Consider the following 24,805-nt stretch of genomic DNA (forward strand, 5'->3'; position numbering starts at 1 on the left):
CCCATGGCTGAATCGTCTGAACAGCTAGAGCTTTTTTCTGCCCCCTCGGCAGAGCTGCCCGACTACCGCATTCGAGAGAGCGCTCGCGCTCGCCACGTCTCCATTAAAGTGCACCTAAATGGTCAGGTAGAGGTGGTTGTGCCCAACGGCTTCGACCACAGCCAGGTGCCCGAGCTGCTGCATCGGCGGCGCGACTGGCTGTGGCGATCGCAGCTGCGGCTAGCCCACCAAACCGCCGGGCTTACCGATGCCCACTTTGACGAAAAACCCGAGCAGATTGAGGTGCGATCGCGTCATCAGACCTGGCAAGTTAGCTACCAACCCGCCAGCACGCGCACCCTGGCCATGACCCAGAGTGCCCCCCAAACCCTGCTGCTGCGCGGCCCCGTTGACGACAGCGCCGCCTGCGCCGATCTGCTGCGCCAGTGGCTGAGCCGCAAGGCCCGGGCTGAGTTTGCTCCCTGGCTGCGGGAGCTGAGTTTTGTTGTTAACCTGCCCTTTAGCCGCATTTCTATCCGGGGCCAAAAGACCCGCTGGGCCAGCTGCTCCAGCAACAAAAACATCAGCCTCAACTATAAGCTGCTGTTTTTGCCCCCCGAGCTAGTGCACTATGTCTTTGTCCACGAGCTGTGCCATACCGTGCATATGAACCATTCTGCGGCCTTTTGGAAGCTGGTAGAAGAAAAGCAGCCAGGGCATCGGCGGTTTCGAGACGAGATCCGCGATGGTTGGCAATACGTACCCCGTTGGGTTGAAGATTGAGAATCTTCTAGGACAGTAAGCTGCCTTAAGTAAAAGAGGTTCTAGGCTGGCAGAGGTGGTGGGAGAGAACCCAGATTAGCTGCTGGGGCCATTTTGCTGGCCCCAGACCCCCGTCAACCAGGGGCGTTCCGCCGCCCTGGACCCGACGGAAAGGAGCAGCCGATCATCGGTTTAAACCTGTGTTCTGCAAATGGACCTGTGGGCAACACAACCCCTCAGGTCCCGAACGGTGTTCTAGGCTATGGACGCACACCCAAGCAAACGTTCAATGACTTACCTCAAAACTCAAAACTAAACCCTCTTCCACTTCCCTACTTCCCTACTTCCCTACTCCCCTACTCCCCTACTCCCCCACTCCCTCCCCTCCCCACTCCCTCACTCCCTATGTCCCTCACCTCCCCCACTCCCTATGTCCCTTCACCCCCTCCAGACTCCCCACAGCGGCTACCACTGGGACGGCAAAGGCAATCGCTTCTTCGAGGGCTGGTACTTTCGCCTCACGCTGCCGGAGACTCGCCAGACCTTTGCCTTTATGTATTCCATCGAAGATCCGATTGGGGGGCAGCCCCACAGCGGCGGCACGGCGCAGATTCTGGGTCCCGACGACAGCTACTTTTGCCGCACCTTTCCCGATATAGGGCAATTTTGGGCTTGGCCTGAGGGGCTAGGGCTGGGTCACTGGCGAGGGAAAACCAAAATTGAGCCTCGGTTGCTGCCATCGTCAGACTTTGAGAAAGACATACCGGAGGGCTATCAGGTGACGGCAACCTGGCACCAGGGTCACTTAAACGATCCTGTCCTGGGCGCCGTGGCATGGCAGTACCACACCGATCCGGCCTATGGCTGGGGGAGCCGGGGGCAGTCTCAGCAATCCACCGCGGGGCTGCTCTCTAGCCTGCAAATTTTTGAGCCCGGCTGGCAAATTCTCATGGCCCACGGCCACGCTACCGGGTGGGTTGAGTGGCAGGGACAGCGGTATGAGTTCATCAATGCCCCGACCTACAGCGAAAAAAACTGGGGGCGATCGTTCCCGCAAAAATGGTTCTGGCTCAACTGCAACGCCTTTGAGGGTGTGCCCGATTTAGCCCTCACCGCCGGGGGCGGTCGTCGCCAGGTTTTGGCGTGGATGGAGTCGGTGGCGATGGTGGGGGTTCACCACGGCGGCAAATTTTACGAATTTGTGCCCTGGAATGCCCACGTCACCTGGCACATCACCCCCTGGGGCTATTGGCACATGCGATGTGAGCGGTCCGATTACGTGGTCGAAGTAACTGGCGCCACCCGTCTTTCCGGTATTCCGCTGCGGGCACCGACCCACGAGGGTATGGCCTTCTGCTGTCGCGACACTGCCCTGGGCGATCTCAGCCTCAAGCTTTGGCAGCGGTGGGGTAGCGCGTTGGATCTAGTCGTCGCCGCCACCAGCCCCCAGGCCGGGCTAGAAGTCGGCGGCGGCCCCTGGGATGAGCCCTGGGTTAAGGCGTGATGGCGCTTAAACGCGACGCCTTGCCTAGATTCAAAAAGATGTCTCTCTACCACGGGAGTACCTCTCCATTGGCATGCCAGAAGGTGCCGGAGTTCTCTAGCGTTAGCTCGTCAATGCGGGCCAGCAGCCCTCTGACCGATTCTTCTGGGGTAATGCCGCTGGTGGTAAATCCGGTCATGCGCGTCTGCACCAGGCCGGGATGCAGAATCGCTACGGCGATGCCCCTGGGCTTGAGGTCGTGGGCCAGGGATTTGCTCGCCATGGATAAGGCTACCTTTGACATGCGGTAGCCATAGGAGCCACCAGAAGTATTGTCAGCTATAGACCCCATGCGGCTGGTCATCAAGGCGACTTTTGAGCCATTGGTTAGATTTGGCAACAGCGCTGCCGTTAGCCGCAGGGGGCCGAGGGCATTGACCTCAAACTGCCGCCGAATGCTTTCAAAATCCAGGTCGTTGAGCGTAATGCGCTCGACAATGCCAGCGTTATTGATTAGTACGTCTAGCTGAATGCCATCCAGCTGCTGGGCCAGGACAGCGACGGAGGCGTCATCGGTGATGTCAATACCCGCTTCTACGCGCACCCCCAATGCTGTCAGAGCATCGGAAGGTTGGCGGCATACGGCGATCGCAGTATCGCCCCGCTGCTGAAGCTGCCGACAATACTCATAGCCAATACCGCGATTGGCGCCGGTAATCAGGTAGGTAGCCATAGGATGAATTTGAGGTTGCGTCTTCCTCATCCTGGCTTAAAGCACCCGCTGGCTGAAAGCATCCCTCGGTTGAACAGCGGGAGCGCAGGGCCTACTGTTTAACCGAGGGGGGGATAGCCGTAGCCAGTCTGGTTAAGACAATTTCCCTCAAAACGTTCAAACGCTCGAACGCCTCTGGATGTCTTGACCTAAGTGACTATGGCCGTATCTTTATTCCCCAGCATGCCCTAATCCGTTGCTAACCCCCTAGCTTAAGGCCAGTACCTCAGCGGCTAGCTCTTGCTTAATCAGGTCGCCCAGGCGCAGTGACAGCGCCACAATGGTCAAGGTTGGGTTGGAGTAGCCCCCGGTGGGGAAAACAGAGCTGCCCGCAACGTACAGGTTCGACAGTCCGTGCACGCGGCAGTTGGCGTCGACAACGCCCTGCTTGGGGTCGTCGTGCATGCGCGTAGTGCCCATCAGGTGGTGGCTGCCTGAGGGACGCCCCAGCAGCGGCCAGCCGTTCTCGCGCGGCATTTCATATTCTCCAATGCCGGCCCGGTGAAGCTCATTGGCCATAATTTCCTGGCCACGGGCAATCCGCTCGGCATCCTCTTTGCTCCATCGCCAGTGAACCTCAAGTTTTGGGCACCCAAAGACATCTTTGTCGCGGCTGAGGGCAACGCGATTAGATGGATCGGGGGACTGCTCAATTTGATGGATAATTTCAAAGGTTCTAAACCGCTTCTCGTTCTGGTCGAGGTTTGACCACCCCCCTTGGGAGAAGCCGGTTAGCCAGGGTTGATTCTTGGTTTTGACTAGGTAGGCGGTTTGGGCAATGTGGTCAGTTCCCATTAAAATCCTGAGCAAGTTTTGAGGCAGTTCGTCGGGCCATTCACGGAGCGATCGCGACTGAACCAGATATTGCAGCGACGAAATCGCCGTCATTTTGCGCTTGCTGGGCCGGGGAAAGAAGCAGGCACTCATATTGAGCAGATGCTCTCGCTCCATGACTTCCTTGGATAGTTTCAGATGCCCCATCACCGGCACGCCGTTCACATGCCGCAGATCGTAAAGAGCCGTCTGATTGAAAAGCTTGGGGTTGTAGGGTTTGAAATGACCTCCCATAACGAAGGGGTGATCGTTGAAGTAGCGACCGACTACGTCATGGGAATTGCCCAAACCGGCGGGCTGCTGACGATTGGACAAGAGCATCAGGCGGGCGTTTTCAAAGCCACCGCAGGCGAGCACAAACACCCGGGCCGATACCCAAAACTGTTTACCATTCAAACAGGCCACTCGAATGCGGGTGACTGCCGTGCCCGACTCATTGGCCTCAAGCTCGACAACCGTGGCCTGGGAGTAGAGGGTAACGTTGGCAGACCTGGCAAGCTCGTCCCGGTAGTCTTCAAAAAAAGGCTTACTTGGCCCGAACTGAAACATTGATGTCTGGACAAGGGTTTCATCTAGAGGCAGCCTGCGGGCGCCACTGTCTTCCCAGGTGTTGACATCATAGTCAAAAGGGCCTGATTGGCAGACAGCCTGAGCCCGGTGATAGTAGGGAAGTAGCTGCTCGTAGTCAATTGGCCAACCGCTGTTGGGCAACCAATCGCGCTTTTCAAAGTCAACCTCATGAAAGGGAACGTATCGGACCCCAACCCTGCCTTTTTCAACCCTGACCGACCAGGCGTTAGAGTTGCCCCCGACCTGCCGCCGACAGACATCCCCGGGGGGATTGATAGGCTCGCCGACCGTCGTTCCCATCGCCAGTGACTGCACCTGGGCATCAGGGTCTATGCCGCCGCTTTCGAGCAGGCAAACATCGGCCTTTTGGCCAATGAATTCCCGAGCCAGACTCATGCCAGCAGGACCTGAGCCAACGATACAAATATCTTTTTCGATTAAATTACTCTCAATTTCTCGAGCATCTAAAAACATGTTAGTTCCCTTTGCACAATGCTTTTGGCGGAAAGAAGCAGGCAAAAGCTGCGGGCTTGATGCTTGCATCTTTCCGCCATGATTTGTATTAGTGAATTAGTTTTCGACAACGATAAAAAATCGACAAATGTGTCTACGAAACTAGGTAGATTACTCGCTTTGGCCGAGTTCCGAAAGCCAAAATGTTAGTAACACATCTCTATAGAAGTACATCTATATACTTTTATTCAGGAGATATCGATTCGTTATGGGCTGGCAACACGTTAAATTTATAATCTAGATTCGATCTTCTATGACTGTATGAAGCGGCACCAGGATGAACTTCGAACGCTTATAATCCCCGTTGCCGGGTGGGTGAACAAGATCCTGATGCGGCATAAAGCACCAGGGGAACCGCTGTACAGGGTTCCCCTGGTGCCCAGGGAATGAAGCTATAAAGCTATCTGACGGAGACTTAGTTAGAGCTAGGGGCGGTCCCGGCTGAGTTAGAGTTGGGAGCGATATCGGTTGGGGCTTGATTGGCAGCGGCATCTGGCTGAGCGGATGGTGTCGGGGCTGGGCTAGACGGTTGCTCAGGGGTAGAAGGTACTTCCACGTTGATGTCGGGCGGTTGCACAGAACTCGGCACTGGCACTGCTTCCCGAGTGCGCTCAATGGTTCGCTCAATAACCGTGGTTTTGTTGTTGCTGGCGGGTTCTGGGCTAGTGGTCTCAGGGGTGGGAGCAACTGCGCCAGGCGTGTCTGCATCACTGTAGACGTAGATAAGACCACCCACTACTGCCGCTACCGCCGCTAGGATCAGACCAAGGATGAGGCCGATAGACAACCCGTTGTCCGCCCGCAGCCTGGCGTTTTCCTCATATATTCTGGCTTCGGCAGCCCGACGCCGCTCATACTCTAGCTGCTCGGCTGACTTGCCTCTGACATAGCCATCGCGATAGGCAATTTCATCCTTGGTTACGGGTCGAGCGCTGATCGATGATTCAAAGTCTCGATCGCGGCGGTCGGTATTTCGAGTAGACATATTCACTGTTCTCCCATACGTGGGTGCTTGAAAAAAGCAGCACCTTAAATTGCCTTAAGGGCGATCTGGCCGGAAGCTTTGCTCTTCTGCAAATGCCGTTTAGACTGCGCCCAATTTAGCAATGGGAGTAAGAAAATCTTCTCTACCCTGGTGGAGAGCTAAGGGGATGAGATGGTTGGGTTTGTCAGCCTATCTTGGGGAGGAGAAGGCTTGTTTACAAAAGGTTTGACTCTAGCGATCGCCCTCTTGGCCACTTTGGGTAACGTTGTAAAGCTGATAGCGCTCTTCGATCAGGCGATCGACATCGGCAGCCGCCAGACGCTTAACATAGTTGAGCTTGATTTCTTCGAGAAAGTCTATTACCAGGGTTTCAAGCTCTTCAATATCTTCGTTTTCTTTGATCTGAAGCCTGAAGGTTTCCCCTAGTTTTTGAATTAGCTTTTCGGTGAGCTTGCCGCCAGACTCATTCTCTAGGGAACCCTTGAGCGCCCCGTAGAGGTTGGCCGACAGTTGAGCTACGACCCTCTGGGCCACTTGGTCGGGCAGATCGCCAATGCCGGGCAGCTGCCTGAATCCCTGGTAGCCGGGGGCGCGATCAAACGCTTGGGTAATGGTGTGCTTGAGCAGTGCATCGATCTCGGGTTTGACCTGGGGCAGCACGTTATAGACGGCCAAGGCCCCCAGGCGTTTAGAGAGCACCTCCAATTCGTCAACACCGCCGACTTCGATGTAGCGGCGCGCTTTGGGTTCGAGCAAAGCCTCGGCTACGCTGCCATCTCGAATGAGCGATTGCGCCTGGTCGATAATGCGTAACACCACGATTTCGGTAATTTCAACCGCTACGTGGCTGATCACAAAACGGCTAACTCGGCTTTGGATCGGGGCCAGATCGAGCAAATTTGACTGGTTAATGCGAATGGTGACGGGAATGATGCGAGCTAGGGCAAGCCAGGGCAAGCGGAGACCGCTAAACGGAATGATCAATAGAACGTCGTACCAGCGCCAGAGAATGGCGTCGTGCCAGGCGAAGTTTTTGTAGCGGCGATCGAGGTAAATGCTGCGGGCCAGCAGCTCGAGGCCAAACAGCAGGTTAAACCAGATATCAATCCGCCAAAATAAATCTACAAAGCCGCCGTGAACCGCAATCCGCCGAAAGAAGTTGGTCTCAATCAGAGGCTGAATTTCATCCTTAAAGAACCTCATCTCTGAGGAGAACCCAGCTTCGCTCAAATGCTCAGCACTCCAAAATTCGGTAAATGCAGTGGTGGACGATTCAACGCCCATGCGATCGCGCATTTCGTTCTTAATCTGCTCAAGATTGCCGGATCGATTGGCGATTTGAAACGGGTTTTCGGCAATCATCGCGGCACTTTGCTGCTGTAAATCGTCCAAAATAGACTGCGCCTGAACAGAAGTAAGCCCGGTTTGGGCCACCTGTTCTTCAAGCTTTTCTACGGTACCGAGATAGTTGGTGGTGAACCGGTGGGGCTCAATGCCCTTAAAGGTTTCGCCATACCAGGTCGTCACCCTGGGCAAAAAACGCAAATACTGATCTCGCAGGGGAATATAACTCAGGTCGCCGATTACCAACACCAGGTTAAGCAGTGCCGTCGCTGCCATCAGGCGCTCAAACCAGAGCGATTTGCGACTGCGAGCATCGTACTTAGAAAATTCGCGACGGTTTTTTGATTTGCGGGGGCGAGATAGGGCAGCCATAGGAGCGGGCTTAAGAGCATTCCTCTGCAACAATGCCTGGTATTCGACGTTTTGTCATCCTCAAAAGGCTGGTTGTGCCAATATTCGCTACCATCATATTTAATATTTGTTTACATATCGCTTGCAAAACCGCTATGCCCGCCGCTGTTTCTACTTCCGACAGTTCCCTGCATACCTACTGGCCCTGGCGCGATCACGCCATTCACTACGTGGTTGCCGGAGAAGCCCAGAAAGACCGTCCACCGCTGCTGCTGGTACATGGCTTTGGCGCTTCCACCGACCACTGGCGCAAAAATATTCAGGAGTTGCAGGCCGATTTTCAGGTATGGGCGATTGATCTGCTGGGGTTTGGGCGATCGGCCAAGCCTGACTGGCAGTACAGCGGCGATCTATGGCAGGCCCAGCTCCACGACTTTATCGCCGAGGTGATCGGTCGCCCGGTGGTACTGGCGGGCAATTCGTTAGGAGGATATGCGTCGCTGTGCGCGGCGGCAAACCACCCTGAATTGGCCGCTGGGCTGGTGCTGCTCAACAGCGCCGGGCCATTTTCTACCCCTACTCAGACTCCGCCTGCTCCCCCCAATCCGATCGCAAAGGCGATCCAAGCGCTGATGCTGCAACCGCTGCCGAGCTGGCTGCTGTTCCAGTATATGCGTCAGCCCGCCACCATTCGCCGCACCCTCCAGCAGGTGTACCTGGATAAATCGGCCATTACCGATCAGCTAGTCGAAGACATTCGCCGCCCCTCTGGGGACCCCGGTGCCGCAAGGGTATTTGCCTCGGTGTTCAAATCGCGCCAGGGTGAAAGGGTTGATGAGCTACTGCAAAAGCTTGCCTGCCCATTGCTGATGCTCTGGGGCGAAGGCGACCCCTGGATGAACTGCCGCGAAAAGGGGGCTCAGTTCCGCCAGTATTACCCCACCTTGACCGAGCACTATCTCCAAGCGGGCCACTGCCCCCACGATGAGGTGCCCGAGCAGGTGAACAGCCTACTGCGCGACTGGGTGCTGACAAAATTGATCCAATAAGCCGAGCGGGTTATGGATGCCGTCTTAATTTGATCCCCTACTGAATCGGTCGATGGGAGCATTGAGGCTCGCAGCCCCATACTTCTGGCTTCAGCTTCAAACCTTTGCTGTAAATTGCTCAACCCAGAGAATCTCGGTAGTCGTTGAGCAATGCTAGCACCTGGGTTAACTTCCGCTGGTTTTCCGCAGATGAGTCGGCCAGATAGCTCAGGAGTGCAAGATCTCGTTCAATTTCGATTGCAGCTCGGCGAGACGCCTGTTCTTTTTCCTCAGCCCTTCGTTGCTCTTCCTCAAGTCTTCGTTGCTCTTCCTCAAGTCTTCGTTGCTCTTCCTCAAGTCTTCGTTGTGCTTCTTCAGCCAGGCGGTCTGCTTCTCGGTTTCGACCGTCCCACTCAATGCAGAAATTAATAACCGCAGCCAGGAGGGCCGCCACAGTGAGTCGGTTGCTCCAGATTCTGGGGTTGGCGATGAGGCCGAGGAAGGTGAAGTCTTGCTCATTGTAAAACCGCAGAAAGGCAATGCTAATGAGAAGTAGCGTAACGGTGGTAGCCGGAATTAGCGAAAGAAAGTTGAGCCACGCCATCATTCGCGAGTACTTTTATAGCCATATTCACGTCAGTTAGGACACCCAAAAACCCTATGAACGTTCAAACGTTTGAACGCTCAAACGTTCACAGAAGTCATGTCTTAACCAGACTGGCCACAGCTATAGCTTAGCGGATCGTAGCAGTGGGCGGCCTCACTACCCAGAATGCCCTGGTGAGAACGTTTTTCATCAGGGCATTCCATCGCTGGCAACGTTAGGGCTTACAAGGCATAGGCGGCTCTAGAGCGATTACCTAGGGGACCTCGACTACCACGGTAGATTCAATTTTCTGGCCATCGTGGGTCAAGGCTTCGTGTCCGTTGGCGTTGAGACCCACGGTTAACTCGCTTTGTCCGCTGGGCAATTGAGGCAAGTGCAGCCAGGGGCCATAGATGCGCGATGTTTTTTCGCCGTTGACGTAGAGATGGGCATGACCTTCGCCAGGAAGATTGGCCTGGTTGACATGTTCTGGGGCAAAGCGAAAGTTGGTAGTCTGCACCTCCAGGTTCCATCCCTGCACTGGGTCGGGATACACCATCAGCATGACAGTTGGCACAGGCTGACCCGCCGGAATTTCGAGGATGCCGTGGTGGTGGCCCTCTTCCATGTCGTGACCATCGCCCATATCACTACTGGTGCCCATGTCGTGGCTAGGAGTATGACCGTGGTCTGAGTCAGCCCGAGCGACGAGATGGCCACTGCCCAAGACCAGGGTCAGGGCCATTGTGAACAGCCCCAGGGTCGATTTGAGCATCAGGGCCGAGATGGTAGACAATTTCATCGACATAGCTATAACTTGGTGGACTTTAAAGCGAATCAGCTCAGGTTGGATAGCCCTATCCCAGCGATATGCTTGGGGTTTGCCACTCGTTGAGCAGAGTGAGAATGTAGTGGTGCAGATAGAGTTGCCCCTGGGCCTTGGCGCAGTCTGAAGCCTGGCGCAAATCGGCTAAGCTGCCGGTGCGATCGCCCAATGCCTGCCTCAGCACCCCCCGCTTTAGATAGGTGCGGGCGTGGTCGGGCTCTAGATTCAGCACTTGGTTGAGGTCGGCCAGGGCATCGCTGACTCGGCCCAGCTGGTGGCAGGCACAGCCACGGTTAAACAGTGCCCGTGTATCTTTGCTGTTGAGAGCCAAAGCTCGATCAAAGTCGCGCAGGGCCGCCTCTGGCTTGGCCGCCAAAAGTTTAGCCAGGCCGCGATCGTCGTAGATATCAGCTAAGGGCAGCGGATTGGCGGTTAGGGCTACCGCCTGATCAAAATCGGCGATCGCATCCGAAAAGTTATGCAGGGCGATCTGGACTAATCCCCGATTGTAGTAGGCCCGATAGTCGTGGGGATGAGCCGCCAAAACCTCCGTATTGTCGGCGATCGCATCGGCAAAATAGCCGCTGCGGTAGAAGGCCAGCCCTCGGTTAAGGCGGTAGTCAGCAGTTTCGGCCTGGTGCTCGATCGCCTGGGTACAGGTGGCGATCGCATCCCCGTAGCGTTCCTGCTGAATCTCTAGGAAACAGCGATCGCCAGCCGCGATCGTCGCGTCAGCTTGCGCCATGCTGGGCCAGCCCACGCTCAATAGCAGGCCCAAACAAAGGGCAACCCATTGATAAATGCCCATAGGAGTGACCTCATTTGACGACAAAACCCCCTAGCTTGACGGCAGGGGGCGTAGGGAACTGGAGCGACGAAATCTACCACCCTTGCTCAGCCTGGCTCAGCACGTAGGCCGCCACATCGGCAATGTCTCCATCGCTGAGTCGTCCTTTAAAGGCCGGCATCGCATTTTTGCCGTTGGTCACCTGGCCGACAATCGCCTCGATCGAGGCCATGTCATACTTTTCTAAATCGGCCTGCTTCAGAGTCTTAGCCCCGTTGACTACGTTGCCGCCGCCAATGTGGCAAGCCGCGCAGTTGTTGCCAAAAATTTGACCGCCGTGGCCTAGGTCAGCGGCCTGGGCCGCCGGAGCCATCCACAGGGTGAGGGCTACCAGCGCAGCTACCAATGTTAAAGCGAGTCTTCTCATAATCGTTCACAGCTCAAAATCCTCTCTTGAAGGATTGTCTTGGCAACTCCCATTTGAATCAAAAGACAGCTGGTCAACTATTGCAAACTGTAAACTCAGTCTCTGGGCAGCCCCGTGCCCCATCCCCTAAACTAAACCCTATCAACGCCTGGCCGCCTCACCCCCTCACCTGCGCTTCCCCAAATGTCCCCCCTCCCTCGCCATCGCCCCCACCAGCTCTCCCTCGGTCCTCTGGAAGCTGAAATTCTGGCCATTATTTGGGCCAAGGGAGGGGCAACGGTCAAAGATATTCACGACCACATTCTGGCCGACCCCGATCGCGACCTGGCCCAGGCTTCGGTGACGACAGTACTACAGCGACTGGCCAAGAAAGGCTGGCTGCGGCGCGAAGTAATTCAGCCAGAAAAGCCCGGAAAACTGCGGCGGGTCTACCAGTGGCAGCCCACGGTTTCCCAACAGGAGGCTAAACTGCTGACTGCCCACCAGCAGCTACAGAGCTTTTTGGCGATCGGCAGCCCCGACATTGTGGCCGCCTTTGCCGATAGCTTAGATACCGCTGAGCTGGATCAGCTCGATGCGATCGCCAGCCGCCTGCGCGCCCTGCGCAGTACCAAACGGGAGGATGTGTAATGCACAGCAGCCTGATTGTGCTCACAATTCTGTTCGCCGTGGCATGGCGGTGGCAGTGGCGATGTCCCCAAGGGCGATCGACTCCTATGTCCTGGCAGGCCCGCTGGGAGTCTGCTCTCAGCACCTTTTGCCTGCCGCCCCTGCTGCTGCTGCTGACCGCCGGGGCCGTGCTTTTCATGGGCCACCACGGCACCATGATGGGCTGGTCGGTTAGCCCCACGGGGTGCTGGGCCAGCCTGGGATGCCTGACCTTTTTCATGGGAGTACTGGTCTATTCCCTGGGGCAGGCGGCGGCTACCGGGCTGCGGCTGCGGCAATACCCTACCATTACCCTGGCGCAGGGCAGGCAGGCGCGATGTTTGCCCATTGACCTGCCTTGCGCGGCCCAGGTCGGATTATGGCGATCGTCGCTACTCGTGAGCCAGGGCTGGCTAGAGCAGCTCACCGCCAGTGAACAGCAGGCTATGCTTGCCCACGAGCAGGCCCATGCCGACTGTCACGATCCCTTCTGGTTTTTCTGGCTAGGCACGGTGCGACGCTTCGCCATCTGGCTGCCTGGCACCCATATGCTGTGGGAAGAGCTGCTGCTGCTGCGCGAAATCCGGGCCGACCGACGGGCGGCCCAAACCAGCGATCCGCTGCTGCTGGCGGAACTGTTGGTGAAGGTGTCTCAGCAGATGGCCCTGGCTATGCAGTCTGCCAACCTCAGCGCCGATTTTACGCCCTCCACAGGCTTCTATGAACCCCTGTTGCTCAGCCGCCTGGAACAGCGGGTCAATGCTCTAATCGAACCCGTCAGTACATTTGAAGCCCCAGCTTCACCCCTGGGGCGTCTGGTTCTGGGGCGTCTGGCCTGGGTGGCAGCGGCTACGCTGCCGTTAGCTACCATCTGGTTGCACACCTGAGCGTTTCCCTAGGGACTCAGCTGGGCTTGCAGGGCGGGCAGATCGGCCTTGAGAAAGACAGCCATACGGCCCAGATAGGCATTGCCAGCGCGATCGTAGGCGATCTCTTGCCAGTAGGCAAATTGTTCGCCCTCGCGGACTTCACCTCGCAGCACCAGGTTGGGGTTATCTGTCGGAGTCGTTCTGGCCCCCCGCGGCGGATAGCGCATCAGCACCTCGGCCTGGCGGTAGTCGTTGAAGAGTGCTTGCCCATAGATAGCCCGCAGTGACTCATCGAGGCGGTCTGGGGTAATTGGGTTGGCGTAATCGACCAGGCTAAACCGCTCGGTGCGAATCTGAAGCCGATTTTGGGCCGGTGCGGCCTCACCAACGGCAAAAACCGACGCCTGAAAGGTAAACCGCTGACCAGGGGCGGCCAGGCGATTGATCGTCAGGCGCTCGTTGGGAGCCGGTTTGAGGGTGGGGTTATTGCGAATCCACGACTCGGCTAGGGTGACAGTCTGCCCCGGAATCGCGCAGGCGGGGAGAGCAGCAAAAATAAAGGTGGCGCAGGTCAGCGCTCCACCCATAAGGGCGAGGCCTATAGACTCGCTTTTTGGGGCCAACGTGCCCCCCAAACTACGGTTAAACCATGCCATCATTTACCCTGCCTCTCCAGGAACCCGTGCCCGATGATAACAACTCTGGGTTAGAACGAACCATCTCGATCGCCTCTCCCCCCAAGATTCCTTGGGAGCAGATGTCTCGCCAGTCGCGGATGGAGATGGCTGGCGTAGTCTGACTATCCGTAATCTAACTATCCGTAAACAAAATGCCCCGATGGAAACATTCCCATCGGGGCATTTTGCCAGCTTGCTCGGTCTAGTACTCGGGCACCGAAGGATCGACTTCCTGGCTCCAGGCGGTAATGCCGCCCTTGACGTTGGTGCCCTCAATGCCGTGCTGCTTGAGCAGGCCGAGGGCTTTAGCCGATCGCCCGCCCATCTTGCAGTGCGCAATCAGGCGATGACCGTTGAGCAAGCTCTTAACCTTATCGACCCCGTCGCCGTTTTCGATGTCGGGCAGGGGCACCAGCACTGAGCCGGGAATGCGGGCAATTTCGTACTCGTTGGGATTGCGCACATCGAGCAGCAGCACGTCGTCAGCGCCGCTGTCGAGCACCTGCTTGAGTTCGGTCACCGTCATTTCGGCAAGATTGGCCTGCTCTTTTTCAGCTTCCATACGCGCCTGGGGTATACCGCAAAATTCTTCGTAGTCGATCAGCTTGTCAATGACGGGCCGCACCGGATTTGGGCGCAGTTTTAGTTCTCTAAATGTCATCTCAAGGGCATTGTAGAGGAGCAGGCGACCGCTGAGGGTGCTGCCCGTGCCCAAGATTACCTTGATGGTTTCATTGGCCTGAATGACGCCAATGATGCCGGGGAGGACGCCCAGCACCCCCCCCTCCGCGCAGGAGGGCACCAGCCCTGGCGGCGGTGGTTCGGGGTACAAATCGCGGTAGTTGGGGCCATCCTGGTAGTTGAACACCGTAGCCTGGCCCTCAAAGCGGAAAATAGAGCCGTAGACGTTGGGCTTGTTCAGCAGTACGCAGGCATCGTTGACCAGATAGCGGGTGGGGAAATTATCGGTGCCGTCAACCACCACGTCGTAGGGTTCGAAGATACCTAGGGCGTTCTCGGCGCTGAGACGGGTTTCGTAGAGATCGACCTGGCAGTGGGGGTTAATTTCGAGAATTCTGCTTTTGGCCGACTCAATTTTGGGCTTGCCCACCCACGACTCGCTGTGGATTACCTGGCGGTGCAGGTTTGACTGGTCGACTGTGTCAAAGTCAACGATGCCAATGCGGCCAATGCCAGCGGCGGCCAGGTACAGCAGCAGCGGTGAACCCAAACCGCCCGTGCCCACGCAGAGCACGCTGGCGGCCTTGAGCTTTTTCTGCCCGTCGAGGCCCACTTCGGGCAGGATAATGTGGCGGGAGTAGCGTTCGTACTCCTCCTTAGTGAGCTGAATATCGTCTAGATTAGGATTGAGCATGGTCTCCAGATCGGCAATGTGATGGGTGGCAACGGAAACGGTACGGGGCAATACCGAAATCACACATCATCCCAGCTTAGGCCAAGAATGGGGCTTTGTTGGCAGATGCTCCAAGCATCTTCACAGGCTCGGGCTGGAACTGGTTTTGGTCATTGAGTCGCCAGCTTTTGAAATCGACGACCTGGCCCTGCACCACTGACACAATCCCGTAGGAGTAGACGGGCCAGGCCAGGGCGCGATCGCACTCTGAGGGCACCGCCGGGTGGTCAGGGTGGGAGTGGTAAACGCCGATGATCTCGAGTCCCTGCCCTCGGGCCGATCGCTGCACTGCCAGCAGATCAGCCGGGTCGATCCAGTAGCGATCGCGATCGCTGTGGCGGTTTTCTGCGGCGGCCTCTGCAGCGGCCTGGGCATCGGTATAGCCCAGCAGCGAGGGCTCCCAGGCATTTTCTAGGGCGACCACCTCAATCACTGTGCGGCAGTCGGGTTCAGCCGCCGCGATCGCCCCCTGCCCCCGCCGACCTACCAGCAGCCCGCAGCATTCTTTTGGGTAGCTGTTGATCGCCGCCCGGGCGATCGCGCGGTAGCGGTCAGGGGCGAGGTAGAGGCCGGTCATGGCAGCAGAGGGCAAGGGCTAGGGGAATCGCGGCGGTAACAGAATGCGTGCCTCAGGGAGTGGTGCTGGAGGGCGCGGCGGCAGGCTGTACTTCACTGCCGCTGCTCGGCGGGCTTCCAGCGGCCGGGATATCCTCACTGACAGGACTATCCAAATTGCTGACCGCTCGCTGCAGGCGGGCTAGGGCACGGTTGTAATCGAGCACCGCCGTCACCTGGTTGCCCTGGGCTTCGGTCAGATCGCGAATGGCATTGATGACTTCCAGCTGGGTGCCAACCCCGGCGTTAAATCGTAGGTTGGCCAAATCCAGAGCTTCCTGGGCCTGGTTGACGGCCACCGAGGCGGTGTCTATGTTCGACTGATTGGACACCAGGGTGTAGTACGCCTCTTCAACCGCAATGCGAATATCGTTGCGGGCGCTCTCGAAATCTGATTCGTCCGTTTGAATATCGAAGTCGCTCTGACGCGCTCTGGCCGCTGCCCCACCGCCGTCAAACAGCCGCCAGCTGAGCTGAGCCCCAACTGAGAAGCCATCGTTTATGCCCCTGTTGAAGCTCGATGAGGAGTTCAGTGAACCCTGGGCCTGGTATTGCCCAAACAGGCCCAAGTCCGGACGCACCGAGGCTAAGTTAATTTGGCGCTGGGATTCGTCAAACTCTCGCTGAACTAAAAACTGCTCTAGCTCAGCTCGGTTTTGGTAAGCCAGAACAATGCTCTCTTCCAGGGAGAGCGGCCAGGCTCCGGCGATATCGACCGCCAGCGTCGTCAGATCAATAGAAGGCTGTATATTCAGCCGCCGCGCTAGCTGCCGCTGGGAGATCTGCCGCTGGCTGACCGCCTGGGTCAAGGTCTGCCGGGCATTGGCCACCTGCACCTCGGCTTGCAAAACATCAAAACGAGTGCCGACACCCACCTCTTCCCGCAGCTGGGTGTCGCGCAGGTTGCGCTCGGCGGCATCTAAAAACGCCTGGTTGATCCGAATTTGTTCGATCGCCTCCTGCACGGCATAGTAGTCGGTGGTGGTATTCAGCCGCAGGTCTTCACGGGTTTGCTCCACCTGTAACTCCGACAGACGCACCTGCCGTTCTGCCGCCCGAATTCGGGCTGAGCGCTCCCCCGACAGCCCCAGATCGTAGTCGGTGCGAATGCCCCCTGAGAGGGTCGTGTCAACTGAGTTGCCGCCCGTCCCAAAAGAAGATTGGTTGCTAGTACTGGATTCAACGCTGCCGCTGAGGTCAACTGTGGGGTACAGCAAAGCCTGCTCTGCGCGCAATCCGGCCCGGCTGCGATCGAGCTGAAGCAAGGCTGAGCGCAAATCTTCGCTGTTCCGGTAAGCCACGTCAAGAGCCGTTTCCAGGGAAATGGGCTGGGTGCCTAAGATCTCGACCTCGTCCGGGCTAGTTGGCAACAGCAGGGGGTTAGCGGCCGGGCTCAGGTAGTCGGGCGGAGTATCAAACCCCTCGCTGGTAGGGCGATCGGACTGGGGAATGACGGGACTGGATAGCTGATCGGCGGGTGCCATGTTCTCCCCCCCAGCGGGTGCCGTGCTATTGCTCGGGGCATCGTTACCCTCGCTCGACAGCGGCATAGCCTCTTCGCCCGGCTCTAGAGCTGGGGTGTTGGCCTGGGCCGTGAGGGTATTTTCACTCTCGGCAGGGGGCACAATCGTCAACTTTGGCAGCAAATCAGAGTTTTCTGGGGCAACTGTCCCGGCCTCGGCCTGGGGGTTCAAATCCTGAATACTAGGGGCGGGGGCGGCCAGCCCCGCAGTGGACCAACCGGATAGGGTAATGCCTAAGCTTAGGGGTATCAGGCGGCGGCTGTAGGAGTAAAGCATAGACACCATGGGCTATCAATAGCGAAAACGAGTCACCAGCGGGGAAAAAGAAATTCCTGCCTCAGCTTTTTAGCATATCGGCATCAGCGATTAGTTTAGCCAGCCCTGGCAGAATCCAACCTGCTAACCAGAACTAGAGCGCTCCCGCCGAGCCGCAGTACTGCGGGCAAAATTTTCCCGCCCATAGCTTAGCAAACTAAACGGTTTAGTACAATCACGACGGTGCCCAGTAGCCGGCGGCGGGCTGCAGGTTGGCAAACTGATGGCCTGGCAGATCGCCGCAGCAGGCTTTTACGAGGGCGTCGGTGTCATCTATAGGCAAGATTGGGCAGCTGAGACGCTGGCTCACCGTTGCTACGCTCATATCGTCTAGAAACAGCGTGTCCTGGGGATCGCCAGAGTCGCTGGGCTTGAGCATAACCGTGGGTAGCAGCAGGGCATCCCCCAGCGCTGGCGGCCTGGGCCCGCTCTCGTTTGGAGCCGATGCCTGAGCACTCCCTAAACCGCCCAGCCCCAGCAGTAGATCGTGGCCCGTGAGCAACCCGGTTACAGTCATGTCGCGACCCCAGTAGTCGCTGGCCAAGGCGGCCAGGTGTACCGTTAAACCCGGCACCTGGTTGAGGCGATCGACAATGGGCCGAAAGGCGTGCTCTACGGCATTGCCAACTACCCAGGTCAGGGTGCGGGGTGGGCTGACAGTTGCGGGCAGGTAAGCCTCAGCCGACTGCTCAAACGCCTTGAGAAACTGACGAATGGACCCTACCCCATTGCCCAGCTGAGGATAGTCTTCGTAGTGACTTTCAGCGGGTACCTCCTGCCGGGCAATCAGAAACCACTCGTCGGCCAGCCAGACGAAATTTGTGCCGAACTGCTGCCGACAATCGTGCTGAAACGCCTGCACCTGGGCAATGACCTGCTGGGCCAGGGCCTGGGTAACAGGCATAAGTTCGTCATCCTCAGGGCGAAACCGCGTGAGGCCTACAGGCACCACCGCCGCCGAGGCCACCGCCGGGGTATCGCCGCTGTGGAATCGGGCCAGATCCCGCAGGGTGGTCTCCAGGTGGCGGCCATCGTTAATGCCGGGGCAGACCACCACCTGGGTGTGAATTTGCAGGCGCTGGGCTTGAAACCAGGCGAGTTGGTCAAGAATTTGCCCTGCCCTGGAATTTTTGAGCAGGCGCGATCGCACCGTCGCCTCCGTCGCATGCACCGACACGTATAGAGGCGACAGCCGCAGTTGGGCAATGCGCTCCCATTCCTGGGGCAGCAGGTTGGTCAGCGTCAGGTAGCTGCCGTAGAGAAAGCTCAGCCGGTAGTCATCGTCTTTGAGGTAAAGCGTGCCCCGTTTGCCGGGGGGCTGCTGGTCAATAAAGCAAAAGGGGCAGGCATTGTTGCACTGCATCAGCCCATCAAACAGGGCGGTTTCAAACTCCAGCCCCAGGTCCTCATCAATATCTTTCTCGATGTCAATGCGATGGGTTTTGCCGCCGGTATCCAGCACCTCGAGGGTTAAATCCTCATCGGCGCAGAGAAAGCGATAGTCAATTAAATCGCGCGGCCTTTGCCCATTGATGCTAACCAGGGCGTCACCGGGTTCAAAGCCAATTTCTTCAGCAATAGAGCCCGGCAGCACGCGGGTAATACAGGCGGGGCGAATTGCCAACGTAGCCATAGCTAACCAGGCCTTAGGGGCGCAAAATGTGCTTCCCTATCTTAGATGTTTTGCATTTTCCCAGTGGCCAAAGCCAGCAAAATTGCCGCCCCAAAGGCCAACCTATACCACACAAACACCCAGGTGCTGTGCTGCTTTAGAAACCGCAGTAGCCAAAAAATTGCCAGATAAGACGACACCAGCGCCGCCGCTAGCCCAGCCATCAGCGATACCAGATTGACAGCACCCATACTGCCGTCAAAAAATCCCTTTAGCTCGACCAAACCCGCTAGGGTAATGGCAGGTACTCCTAGCAAAAAAGAGAACCGGGCAGCAGTGGCGCGCTCTAGCCCCATAAATAGACCTGTCGTAAGGGTCGACCCCGATCGCGAAACCCCCGGAATTAGCGCCAGGGTCTGGCCCAATCCCATCAGAACTCCATCTTTAAGGCTCAGGCTCTCGTAGGTGCGCTTTCGGGTACCGACCAGCTCGGCAATGGCCAACAGCAACGCCATCCCGATGGAGACGATTGCAATCGTTTCGCTGCTGCGGAGAGGCGAATTGTCAAAGTCGGGAATAAACACTTTGATGAGCAGCCCCCCAACCAAAATAGGCAGCGTACCCAACAGAATGCCCATGCCCATGCGAAAGTCTGAAGAGCCGTAGTTGGCGGTCATGGCGGCTCTAATGGTGCCCATGGTGACCTGGCGCAGATCGTCCCAAAAATACCAGATGATGGCCGCAATGCTGCCCAGCTGGATCACCGCCGTAAAAGCCACTCCGGGGTCGCCCCAGCCCAGGGCCACCGGCACCATCTTGACATGGGCTGTGCTGCTGATCGGCAAAAATTCGGTCAGCCCCTGCACGATGCCGATCACAATAGCTTGGAACAGATTCATCTGCTCTATGGAAGCGGTAGGCGGGGGATTGCCCACTTGAGCCAACGTTGTCGCTAGATCGGGGATCAGACTATTCATAGGGTTTAACCATAGGGATTAAAACGTAACTCTACAGACCTGGCGTAGACCCAAAACCGCACGAGTTTGCCCCAGACCCTAAGACCACCCACAACGGGCTCGCCAGATCTCAAGTACCAAGACCTGAAGTATCTGAGCAAAGGGTCGGCTCAATCGCTTTACCTCCTCCCTGGGAGGGCTGCCTGAATATCTTAAAGTAAGTACACTAAATTTCAGTAAAGCAGTTGCAGGGCTTCCCCTGGGCCTCCCTCCGCATTCTAGGAGGGGCAACTGGGATGGTGCTGGGTAAGCTACTGCCTTTTTGCAGGCTTAATCCACGGCTGGGGAAATTATAAATTTTGTAAATCTAAAGAGAATCTTCATTGCCGGGCAATTGCCCCCTGGCTCAGTCAATGCCCCCCTGGGGCATGTTATGTTAACAATAGTTAATCCCAATCCTCAGAATTCCCTTGAGTCTTTCCTACAGTTCTGCTTCAGTTAAGGAGATATTGCCGTGGCTGACTCCGGTGAGCGATTGGCTCGCGCGGTCTAGTCTTCAAATCCAGGTGTTTGGGGCTGCGCTGGGCCTGGTCATTTTGCCGGTGTTTGTGCAGGCACCCCTGGTGCGCTACTTTCCCTGGGTTAGCCTGGGCATGACGCTGCTCTGGCTAGGGTTGGGTGTCTGGTTGATGAGGCGGCCCGCCTGGCAGCTTTGGGGCGATCTGATCGTTGGCTTTGGTTGGATTTGGCTGACTGGCTCGCTGTACTGGGGCTGGTTTCGGTGGGAGCCTGTGGTCCATCTGCCGATTGAGGCCTTGGGGCTGCCTATTGCTTTGGTTTGCCTGATGGGCGGATGGGGTAGAGTGGGCAGCTACTTCTTTCTGGGATCTCTTCTGGGTACAGCGGTTACCGATCTCTATATCAACTGGATGCATTTGTTTCCCACCTGGCGGCAGCTGATGGCGATCAGTCCGGACACGGCACCTTTGGTATTGCGGGCTGCCAGCGCTACGCTGCAAACGGACGTGGCTGCCTGCCGAGCCATAGTTTTGGTCCTATTTCTGCTGGTGGCGACCGCGATCGCGGTGACCACCTCCCGCCAGCTGGCCTGGTGGGCTTTTGGCGGAGCTGTGTTTAGCACGCTAATCGTCGACGGTCTCTTCTTTTTGACGGCGGCTCTGGCCTAGTCTGCGTTACGCGGTAGGCATCTCTGGCATAATGGGGGCAGTTCAGGGATGATCTTGGGGTTCTCTGCCGCTGCTGCTGTCTGATGTTCGAGCGATTTTGTTGAATCGCTCTGGTCTATGCCTTTAGCCTTACCGTCGTGACTCTTTCCTCTGGCCCCTACCTTGCGCTCAAAACTGGCTCTGGCGATCGCCAGCTGTCTTTGGTAGGCGGCAACTACTGGACCGTAGGCCGCGGCGATGACAACAATTTTGTCCTGCCCGATCGGTGGATTTCTCGCAATCACGCCATGCTTCAGGGCACCGATAACGACAGGTTTTATCTGATCGATCTGGGCAGCCGCAACGGCACTTTTGTCAACGGACGGCGGGTGAGCGTACCCGTTATTTTGCACGATGGCGATCTGCTGACCTTTGGCCAAACCGAGCTGCGATTTTTCTCGCCAGTGGACCTTTCTCCAGCCGCCGATGCCGCCATCAGCAATGCCCGCCGCCGGGAGGCTACGGCTACGGCTATGCTCCACCTGCGCCAGCTGATTTCGGTCGTGGTGGTGGACATTCGCGATTTCACGGTCATGACCCGTCAGACCGACGAAAAAATCCATTCTGAGGCGATTGGCACCTGGTTTCGTCGTGCCGGAGAAATCATTGGCCAGTACGGTAGCTGGATCGACAAGTACATTGGCGATGCGGTAATGGCGGTTTGGATCCACGGCCCCGAGGGAGCTGACGATGCCAGTATTGTGCAAATTCTGCGGGCCGTCAGTACCCTGTCTGCTATGACGGGGCAGCTTCACCAGCAGTTCCCGCTCCCTTTTCCGCTCCGGATTGGGGCCGGCATCAACACTGGCTACGCCATGGTGGGCAACACCGGCAGCAGCGATCGCCCCGACTACACAGCCCTGGGCGACACCGTGAATGCGGCCTTTCGCCTTGAGTCATCCACCAAGCACCTGGGACTTGACATTGCCATGGGTGAAACCACCTACAAGTACCTGCAAAATATTGCTGCCCCCAAGGCCGGTGCCCTAAAAGTCGGATCGGGCGATCTGGCTGAGGGCGGCGATCGCTACTTCAAGCGCTTCACCGTAGAGATGAAGGGCTACGAAGGCCCGATCACTACCCGAGCGGGCACCTTTACCGACCTGGACCGATTCCTGGCCGAGGCGCTGTAGTCGGGCGGATAGGGCTTAACTACAGGGCGACTCGCCTCGTCCGGGCTGTGGGGGCGATCGGCCTGAGGTTTAGCACGGCTGCCGCGTTTTCGCCGCGTCGATGGGCGACTTAGGGCTAAGATCGGTAGGCAACGTTTCAAACGCGAGTATGACGGCCTTTTCTACTGCCCCCTTTAGCCCCACAGAGATTGCCTCCGAGGGCATCAAGCCCGACGAATACGATGACATCGTGCGGCGGCTGGGCCGCCATCCCAACCGAGCCGAACTGGGGATGTTTGGGGTCATGTGGTCTGAGCACTGCTGCTATAAAAACTCGCGGCCCCTGCTCAAGCAGTTTCCCGTCGAGGGAGCACGGGTGCTGGTGGGGCCGGGGGAAAACGCTGGCGTAATCGATGCAGGTGATGGCCTGCGGGTGGCGTTTAAAATTGAGTCCCACAATCACCCCTCGGCGGTAGAGCCATTCCAGGGGGCGGCCACTGGTGTCGGGGGCATTCTGCGCGATATTTTCACCATGGGTGCGCGCCCGATCGCGGTGCTCAACTCCCTCAGGTTTGGCGATCTAGCCGACAGCCGCACCCGCCGCCTGTGCCAGGGGGTGGTGTCGGGAATTGCCCACTACGGCAACTGCTTCGGAGTGCCCACCGTGGGGGGCGAAGTTTATTTTGACGCCGCCTACAACGGCAACCCCCTGGTGAATGCGATGGCGATCGGGATTATGGAAACCCCCGATATTGTCAAATCTGGGGCGGCGGGCCTGGGTAACCCGATGGTCTATGTGGGTTCAACTACGGGCCGCGATGGCATGGGCGGAGCCAGCTTTGCCAGTGCCGAACTCACCGATGAATCGGAAGCCGATCGCCCGGCGGTACAGGTGGGAGATCCTTTTCTGGAAAAATCGCTGGTAGAGGCATGTCTCGAAGCTTTTAAGACGGGCGCGATCGTAGCGGCTCAAGACATGGGCGCGGCGGGGCTTACCTGCTCTACCGCCGAAATGGCCGCCAAGGGCGGGGTCGGCATCGAGCTAGATTTAGACCTGATTCCGGTGCGCGAGACGGGCATGGTGCCCTACGAATACCTGCTGTCAGAATCCCAGGAGCGGATGCTGTTTGTGGTTGTCGCCGGGCGAGAAGCTGAGGTCATCGAGATCTTCGAGCGCTGGGGCCTCCACGCGGTGGTGGCCGGCAGCGTCATTGAGGATCCCATTGTGCGGATTCTGTTTAAAGGGGAAATCGCGGCTGAAATTCCGGCCCTGGCCCTGGCGGAAAATACGCCTATTTATCACCGAGAATTGCTCTCCGAGCTGCCTGACTACGCCCAAAAAGCCTGGGCCTGGAGCGAAAACAGCCTGCCAGCCTGCTCCGCTTCGGGTATCGCTCTGGCTAACGCTGGGCAAGTCTCGTGGACTGAGATTTTGCACAGACTCCTCAGCCAGCCCACGATCGCCTCTAAACAGTGGATTTACCACCAGTACGACCACCAGGTACAAAACAACACCGTGCAGTACCCCGGCCAGGGCGATGCCGCCGTCATTCGCCTGCGTCCGCTGGAGACTGTACCGGGATATCAGCCAGGCAAAGTTACCCGTGGGCTGGCCGCAACCGTCGATTGCAACGCCCGCTACGTGTATCTCAGCCCCTACGAGGGGGCTAAGGCCGCCGTGGCCGAAGCCGCCCGCAACCTTAGCTGCGTCGGGGCGCTGCCCCTGGCGGTCACCGACAACCTCAACTTTGGCAGCCCTGAGAAGCCCATCGGCTACTGGCAGCTAGCCGAAGCCTGCCGGGGCTTAGCCGACGCCTGCCGGGAGTTTGAAACCCCTGTGACCGGCGGCAATGTGTCTCTCTATAACGAAACCGTCGATAGTCAGGGAATCCCCCAGCCTATTTACCCTACCCCGGTAGTTGGCATGGTGGGGCTGATCGATGACCTGGCGTATACCTGCGGCCAGGGCTGGCAGCACGATGGGGACTTAATCTATCTGTTAGGTGTCTCTCTCGAGCAAACGGCGGTTGCTGCGGTGGGCGGAAACCCTCTGGTGACCCTGGGAGGGTCAGAGTACCTGGCCGCCATTCACGGCGCCGCTACCGGCCACCCCCCGGCTATTGATATGGCCCTGGAGAAGCAGGTGCAGGCGGCCTGCCGCCACGGCATTGCCCAGGGCTGGGTGCGCTCGGCCCACGACTGCGCCGAGGGTGGACTGGCGGTCGCTTTGGCTGAATCCTGCATCAGCGGGCGGCGCGGGGCCAAGATTCAGCTTTCCGCTGGGGCTGACCAGTCGGGCCAGCGGTGGGATCGGCTGCTGTTTGGCGAGGGCGGCGCCAGAATTGTCGTTTCGGTTGGCCGCGACGACCAAGCGGTGTGGGAAGCCTACCTGCGCGATCGCCTGGTCGATGCCTGGCAGCCGCTTGGCACCGTGCAGGGCGACGCCTTAACTCTGACTACCCAGGATGGCCAATCCCTGATTGCCGACCGGGTCGACGCCCTATCTCAAACCTGGCACACCGCCATTGAGCAACGGCTAGCTGGCAACGTCGCTGTCCTGGCGTAGCGATCGCGGCGATCGCTTCCGTCAC

At 57.8% G+C, this 24,805-nt stretch carries 23 protein-coding genes; 9 read left to right on the forward strand and 14 right to left on the reverse strand.

What is annotated here, in order from left to right; translation table 11 throughout:
• Positions 1–3 precede the first annotated feature (3 nt).
• Both LEPTO7104_RS0118860 and LEPTO7104_RS0118865 read left to right on the forward strand, forming a co-directional pair.
• Complete coding sequence (locus LEPTO7104_RS0118860) at positions 4–762, forward strand: M48 family metallopeptidase (protein WP_017300144.1); 759 nt, start codon at positions 4–6, stop codon at positions 760–762.
• Between the two features lie 409 nt (positions 763–1,171).
• Positions 1,172–2,245: a tocopherol cyclase family protein gene (locus LEPTO7104_RS0118865; RefSeq protein WP_017300145.1), complete on the forward strand. Its 1,074-nt coding sequence runs from the start codon at positions 1,172–1,174 to the stop codon at positions 2,243–2,245.
• 46 nt (positions 2,246–2,291) lie between these two features.
• Here LEPTO7104_RS0118865 and LEPTO7104_RS0118870 read toward each other — a convergent pair whose 3' ends face one another.
• From LEPTO7104_RS0118870 to LEPTO7104_RS34530, 4 genes are all read right to left on the reverse strand, one after another.
• Entirely contained in the window at positions 2,292–2,957 is a 666-nt protein-coding gene (locus LEPTO7104_RS0118870; protein ID WP_017300146.1) for an SDR family oxidoreductase, read from the reverse strand.
• A 246-nt stretch (positions 2,958–3,203) separates the two neighbouring features.
• The gene (locus LEPTO7104_RS0118875) at positions 3,204–4,874 is read right to left on the reverse strand and encodes a GMC oxidoreductase (RefSeq protein ID WP_017300147.1); all 1,671 of its coding nucleotides are present in this window, start codon (positions 4,872–4,874) and stop codon (positions 3,204–3,206) included.
• A gap of 454 nt (positions 4,875–5,328) precedes the next feature.
• Complete coding sequence (locus tag LEPTO7104_RS0118880) at positions 5,329–5,898, reverse strand: superantigen-like protein SSL4 (protein WP_017300148.1); 570 nt, start codon at positions 5,896–5,898, stop codon at positions 5,329–5,331.
• 231 nt (positions 5,899–6,129) lie between these two features.
• Positions 6,130–7,614 (reverse strand): hypothetical protein, encoded by a 1,485-nt coding sequence (locus tag LEPTO7104_RS34530; protein ID WP_017300149.1) that lies wholly within the window; start codon positions 7,612–7,614, stop codon positions 6,130–6,132.
• Positions 7,615–7,748: 134 nt separating this feature from the next.
• On the opposite strand from LEPTO7104_RS34530, the gene LEPTO7104_RS0118890 reads away from it, so the two are divergent.
• On the forward strand, positions 7,749–8,642 hold the full coding sequence (locus LEPTO7104_RS0118890) for an alpha/beta fold hydrolase (protein WP_017300150.1): 894 nt from the start codon (positions 7,749–7,751) through the stop codon (positions 8,640–8,642).
• Positions 8,643–8,760: 118 nt separating this feature from the next.
• Here the strand turns inward: LEPTO7104_RS0118890 and LEPTO7104_RS0118895 are convergent, their stop codons facing one another.
• From LEPTO7104_RS0118895 to petJ, 4 genes are all read right to left on the reverse strand, one after another.
• Entirely contained in the window at positions 8,761–9,228 is a 468-nt protein-coding gene (locus LEPTO7104_RS0118895) for a hypothetical protein (RefSeq protein ID WP_017300151.1), read from the reverse strand.
• Between the two features lie 253 nt (positions 9,229–9,481).
• A complete protein-coding gene (locus LEPTO7104_RS0118900) occupies positions 9,482–10,009 on the reverse strand; it encodes a hypothetical protein (RefSeq protein WP_017300152.1) in 528 nt (175 codons plus the stop codon).
• A gap of 55 nt (positions 10,010–10,064) precedes the next feature.
• Positions 10,065–10,841: a tetratricopeptide repeat protein gene (locus LEPTO7104_RS34535; RefSeq protein WP_017300153.1), complete on the reverse strand. Its 777-nt coding sequence runs from the start codon at positions 10,839–10,841 to the stop codon at positions 10,065–10,067.
• Between the two features lie 73 nt (positions 10,842–10,914).
• Positions 10,915–11,247, reverse strand: coding sequence for a cytochrome c6 PetJ (gene petJ, locus LEPTO7104_RS0118910; protein WP_026072849.1), 333 nt, complete (start codon positions 11,245–11,247; stop codon positions 10,915–10,917).
• A gap of 183 nt (positions 11,248–11,430) precedes the next feature.
• Here petJ and LEPTO7104_RS0118915 point away from each other — a divergent pair, with 183 nt between their 5' ends.
• On the forward strand, positions 11,431–11,877 hold the full coding sequence (locus tag LEPTO7104_RS0118915) for a BlaI/MecI/CopY family transcriptional regulator (protein WP_017300155.1): 447 nt from the start codon (positions 11,431–11,433) through the stop codon (positions 11,875–11,877).
• A complete protein-coding gene (locus LEPTO7104_RS0118920) occupies positions 11,877–12,782 on the forward strand; it encodes a M56 family metallopeptidase (RefSeq protein WP_017300156.1) in 906 nt (301 codons plus the stop codon). Before LEPTO7104_RS0118915 ends, LEPTO7104_RS0118920 begins: the two co-directional genes overlap by 1 nt.
• An 8-nt stretch (positions 12,783–12,790) precedes the next feature.
• Here the strand turns inward: LEPTO7104_RS0118920 and LEPTO7104_RS0118925 are convergent, their stop codons facing one another.
• Complete coding sequence (locus tag LEPTO7104_RS0118925) at positions 12,791–13,351, reverse strand: hypothetical protein (protein ID WP_017300157.1); 561 nt, start codon at positions 13,349–13,351, stop codon at positions 12,791–12,793.
• 62 nt (positions 13,352–13,413) lie between these two features.
• Here LEPTO7104_RS0118925 and LEPTO7104_RS40240 point away from each other — a divergent pair, with 62 nt between their 5' ends.
• Complete coding sequence (locus LEPTO7104_RS40240; RefSeq protein WP_155523696.1) at positions 13,414–13,563, forward strand: hypothetical protein; 150 nt, start codon at positions 13,414–13,416, stop codon at positions 13,561–13,563.
• Positions 13,564–13,643: 80 nt separating this feature from the next.
• Here the strand turns inward: LEPTO7104_RS40240 and moeB are convergent, their stop codons facing one another.
• The 5 genes from moeB to LEPTO7104_RS0118950 form a co-directional block, all read right to left on the reverse strand.
• On the reverse strand, positions 13,644–14,816 hold the full coding sequence (gene moeB / locus LEPTO7104_RS0118930; protein ID WP_026072851.1) for a molybdopterin-synthase adenylyltransferase MoeB: 1,173 nt from the start codon (positions 14,814–14,816) through the stop codon (positions 13,644–13,646).
• Positions 14,817–14,892: 76 nt separating this feature from the next.
• Positions 14,893–15,432 (reverse strand): M67 family metallopeptidase, encoded by a 540-nt coding sequence (locus LEPTO7104_RS0118935; protein ID WP_017300159.1) that lies wholly within the window; start codon positions 15,430–15,432, stop codon positions 14,893–14,895.
• A gap of 52 nt (positions 15,433–15,484) precedes the next feature.
• The gene (locus LEPTO7104_RS34540; protein ID WP_017300160.1) at positions 15,485–17,278 is read right to left on the reverse strand and encodes a TolC family protein; all 1,794 of its coding nucleotides are present in this window, start codon (positions 17,276–17,278) and stop codon (positions 15,485–15,487) included.
• 205 nt (positions 17,279–17,483) lie between these two features.
• Positions 17,484–18,941 (reverse strand): TIGR03279 family radical SAM protein, encoded by a 1,458-nt coding sequence (locus LEPTO7104_RS0118945; protein WP_017300161.1) that lies wholly within the window; start codon positions 18,939–18,941, stop codon positions 17,484–17,486.
• Positions 18,942–18,982: 41 nt separating this feature from the next.
• Complete coding sequence (locus tag LEPTO7104_RS0118950) at positions 18,983–19,897, reverse strand: undecaprenyl-diphosphate phosphatase (protein WP_155523697.1); 915 nt, start codon at positions 19,895–19,897, stop codon at positions 18,983–18,985.
• 506 nt (positions 19,898–20,403) lie between these two features.
• Between LEPTO7104_RS0118950 and LEPTO7104_RS0118955 the strand changes: the two genes are divergently transcribed.
• From LEPTO7104_RS0118955 to purL, 3 genes are all read left to right on the forward strand, one after another.
• Positions 20,404–21,063, forward strand: coding sequence for a DUF3120 domain-containing protein (locus tag LEPTO7104_RS0118955; RefSeq protein WP_225887015.1), 660 nt, complete (start codon positions 20,404–20,406; stop codon positions 21,061–21,063).
• 137 nt (positions 21,064–21,200) lie between these two features.
• Positions 21,201–22,235, forward strand: a complete 1,035-nt coding sequence (locus LEPTO7104_RS0118960; protein WP_017300164.1) for an adenylate/guanylate cyclase domain-containing protein — start codon at positions 21,201–21,203, stop codon at positions 22,233–22,235.
• Between the two features lie 148 nt (positions 22,236–22,383).
• Complete coding sequence (gene purL, locus LEPTO7104_RS0118965; protein ID WP_017300165.1) at positions 22,384–24,780, forward strand: phosphoribosylformylglycinamidine synthase subunit PurL; 2,397 nt, start codon at positions 22,384–22,386, stop codon at positions 24,778–24,780.
• The last annotated feature ends 25 nt before the right edge of the window (positions 24,781–24,805 follow it).

Source organism: Nodosilinea nodulosa PCC 7104 (genome assembly GCF_000309385.1).
GTDB classification, from domain to species: domain Bacteria; phylum Cyanobacteriota; class Cyanobacteriia; order Phormidesmidales; family Phormidesmidaceae; genus Nodosilinea; species Nodosilinea nodulosa.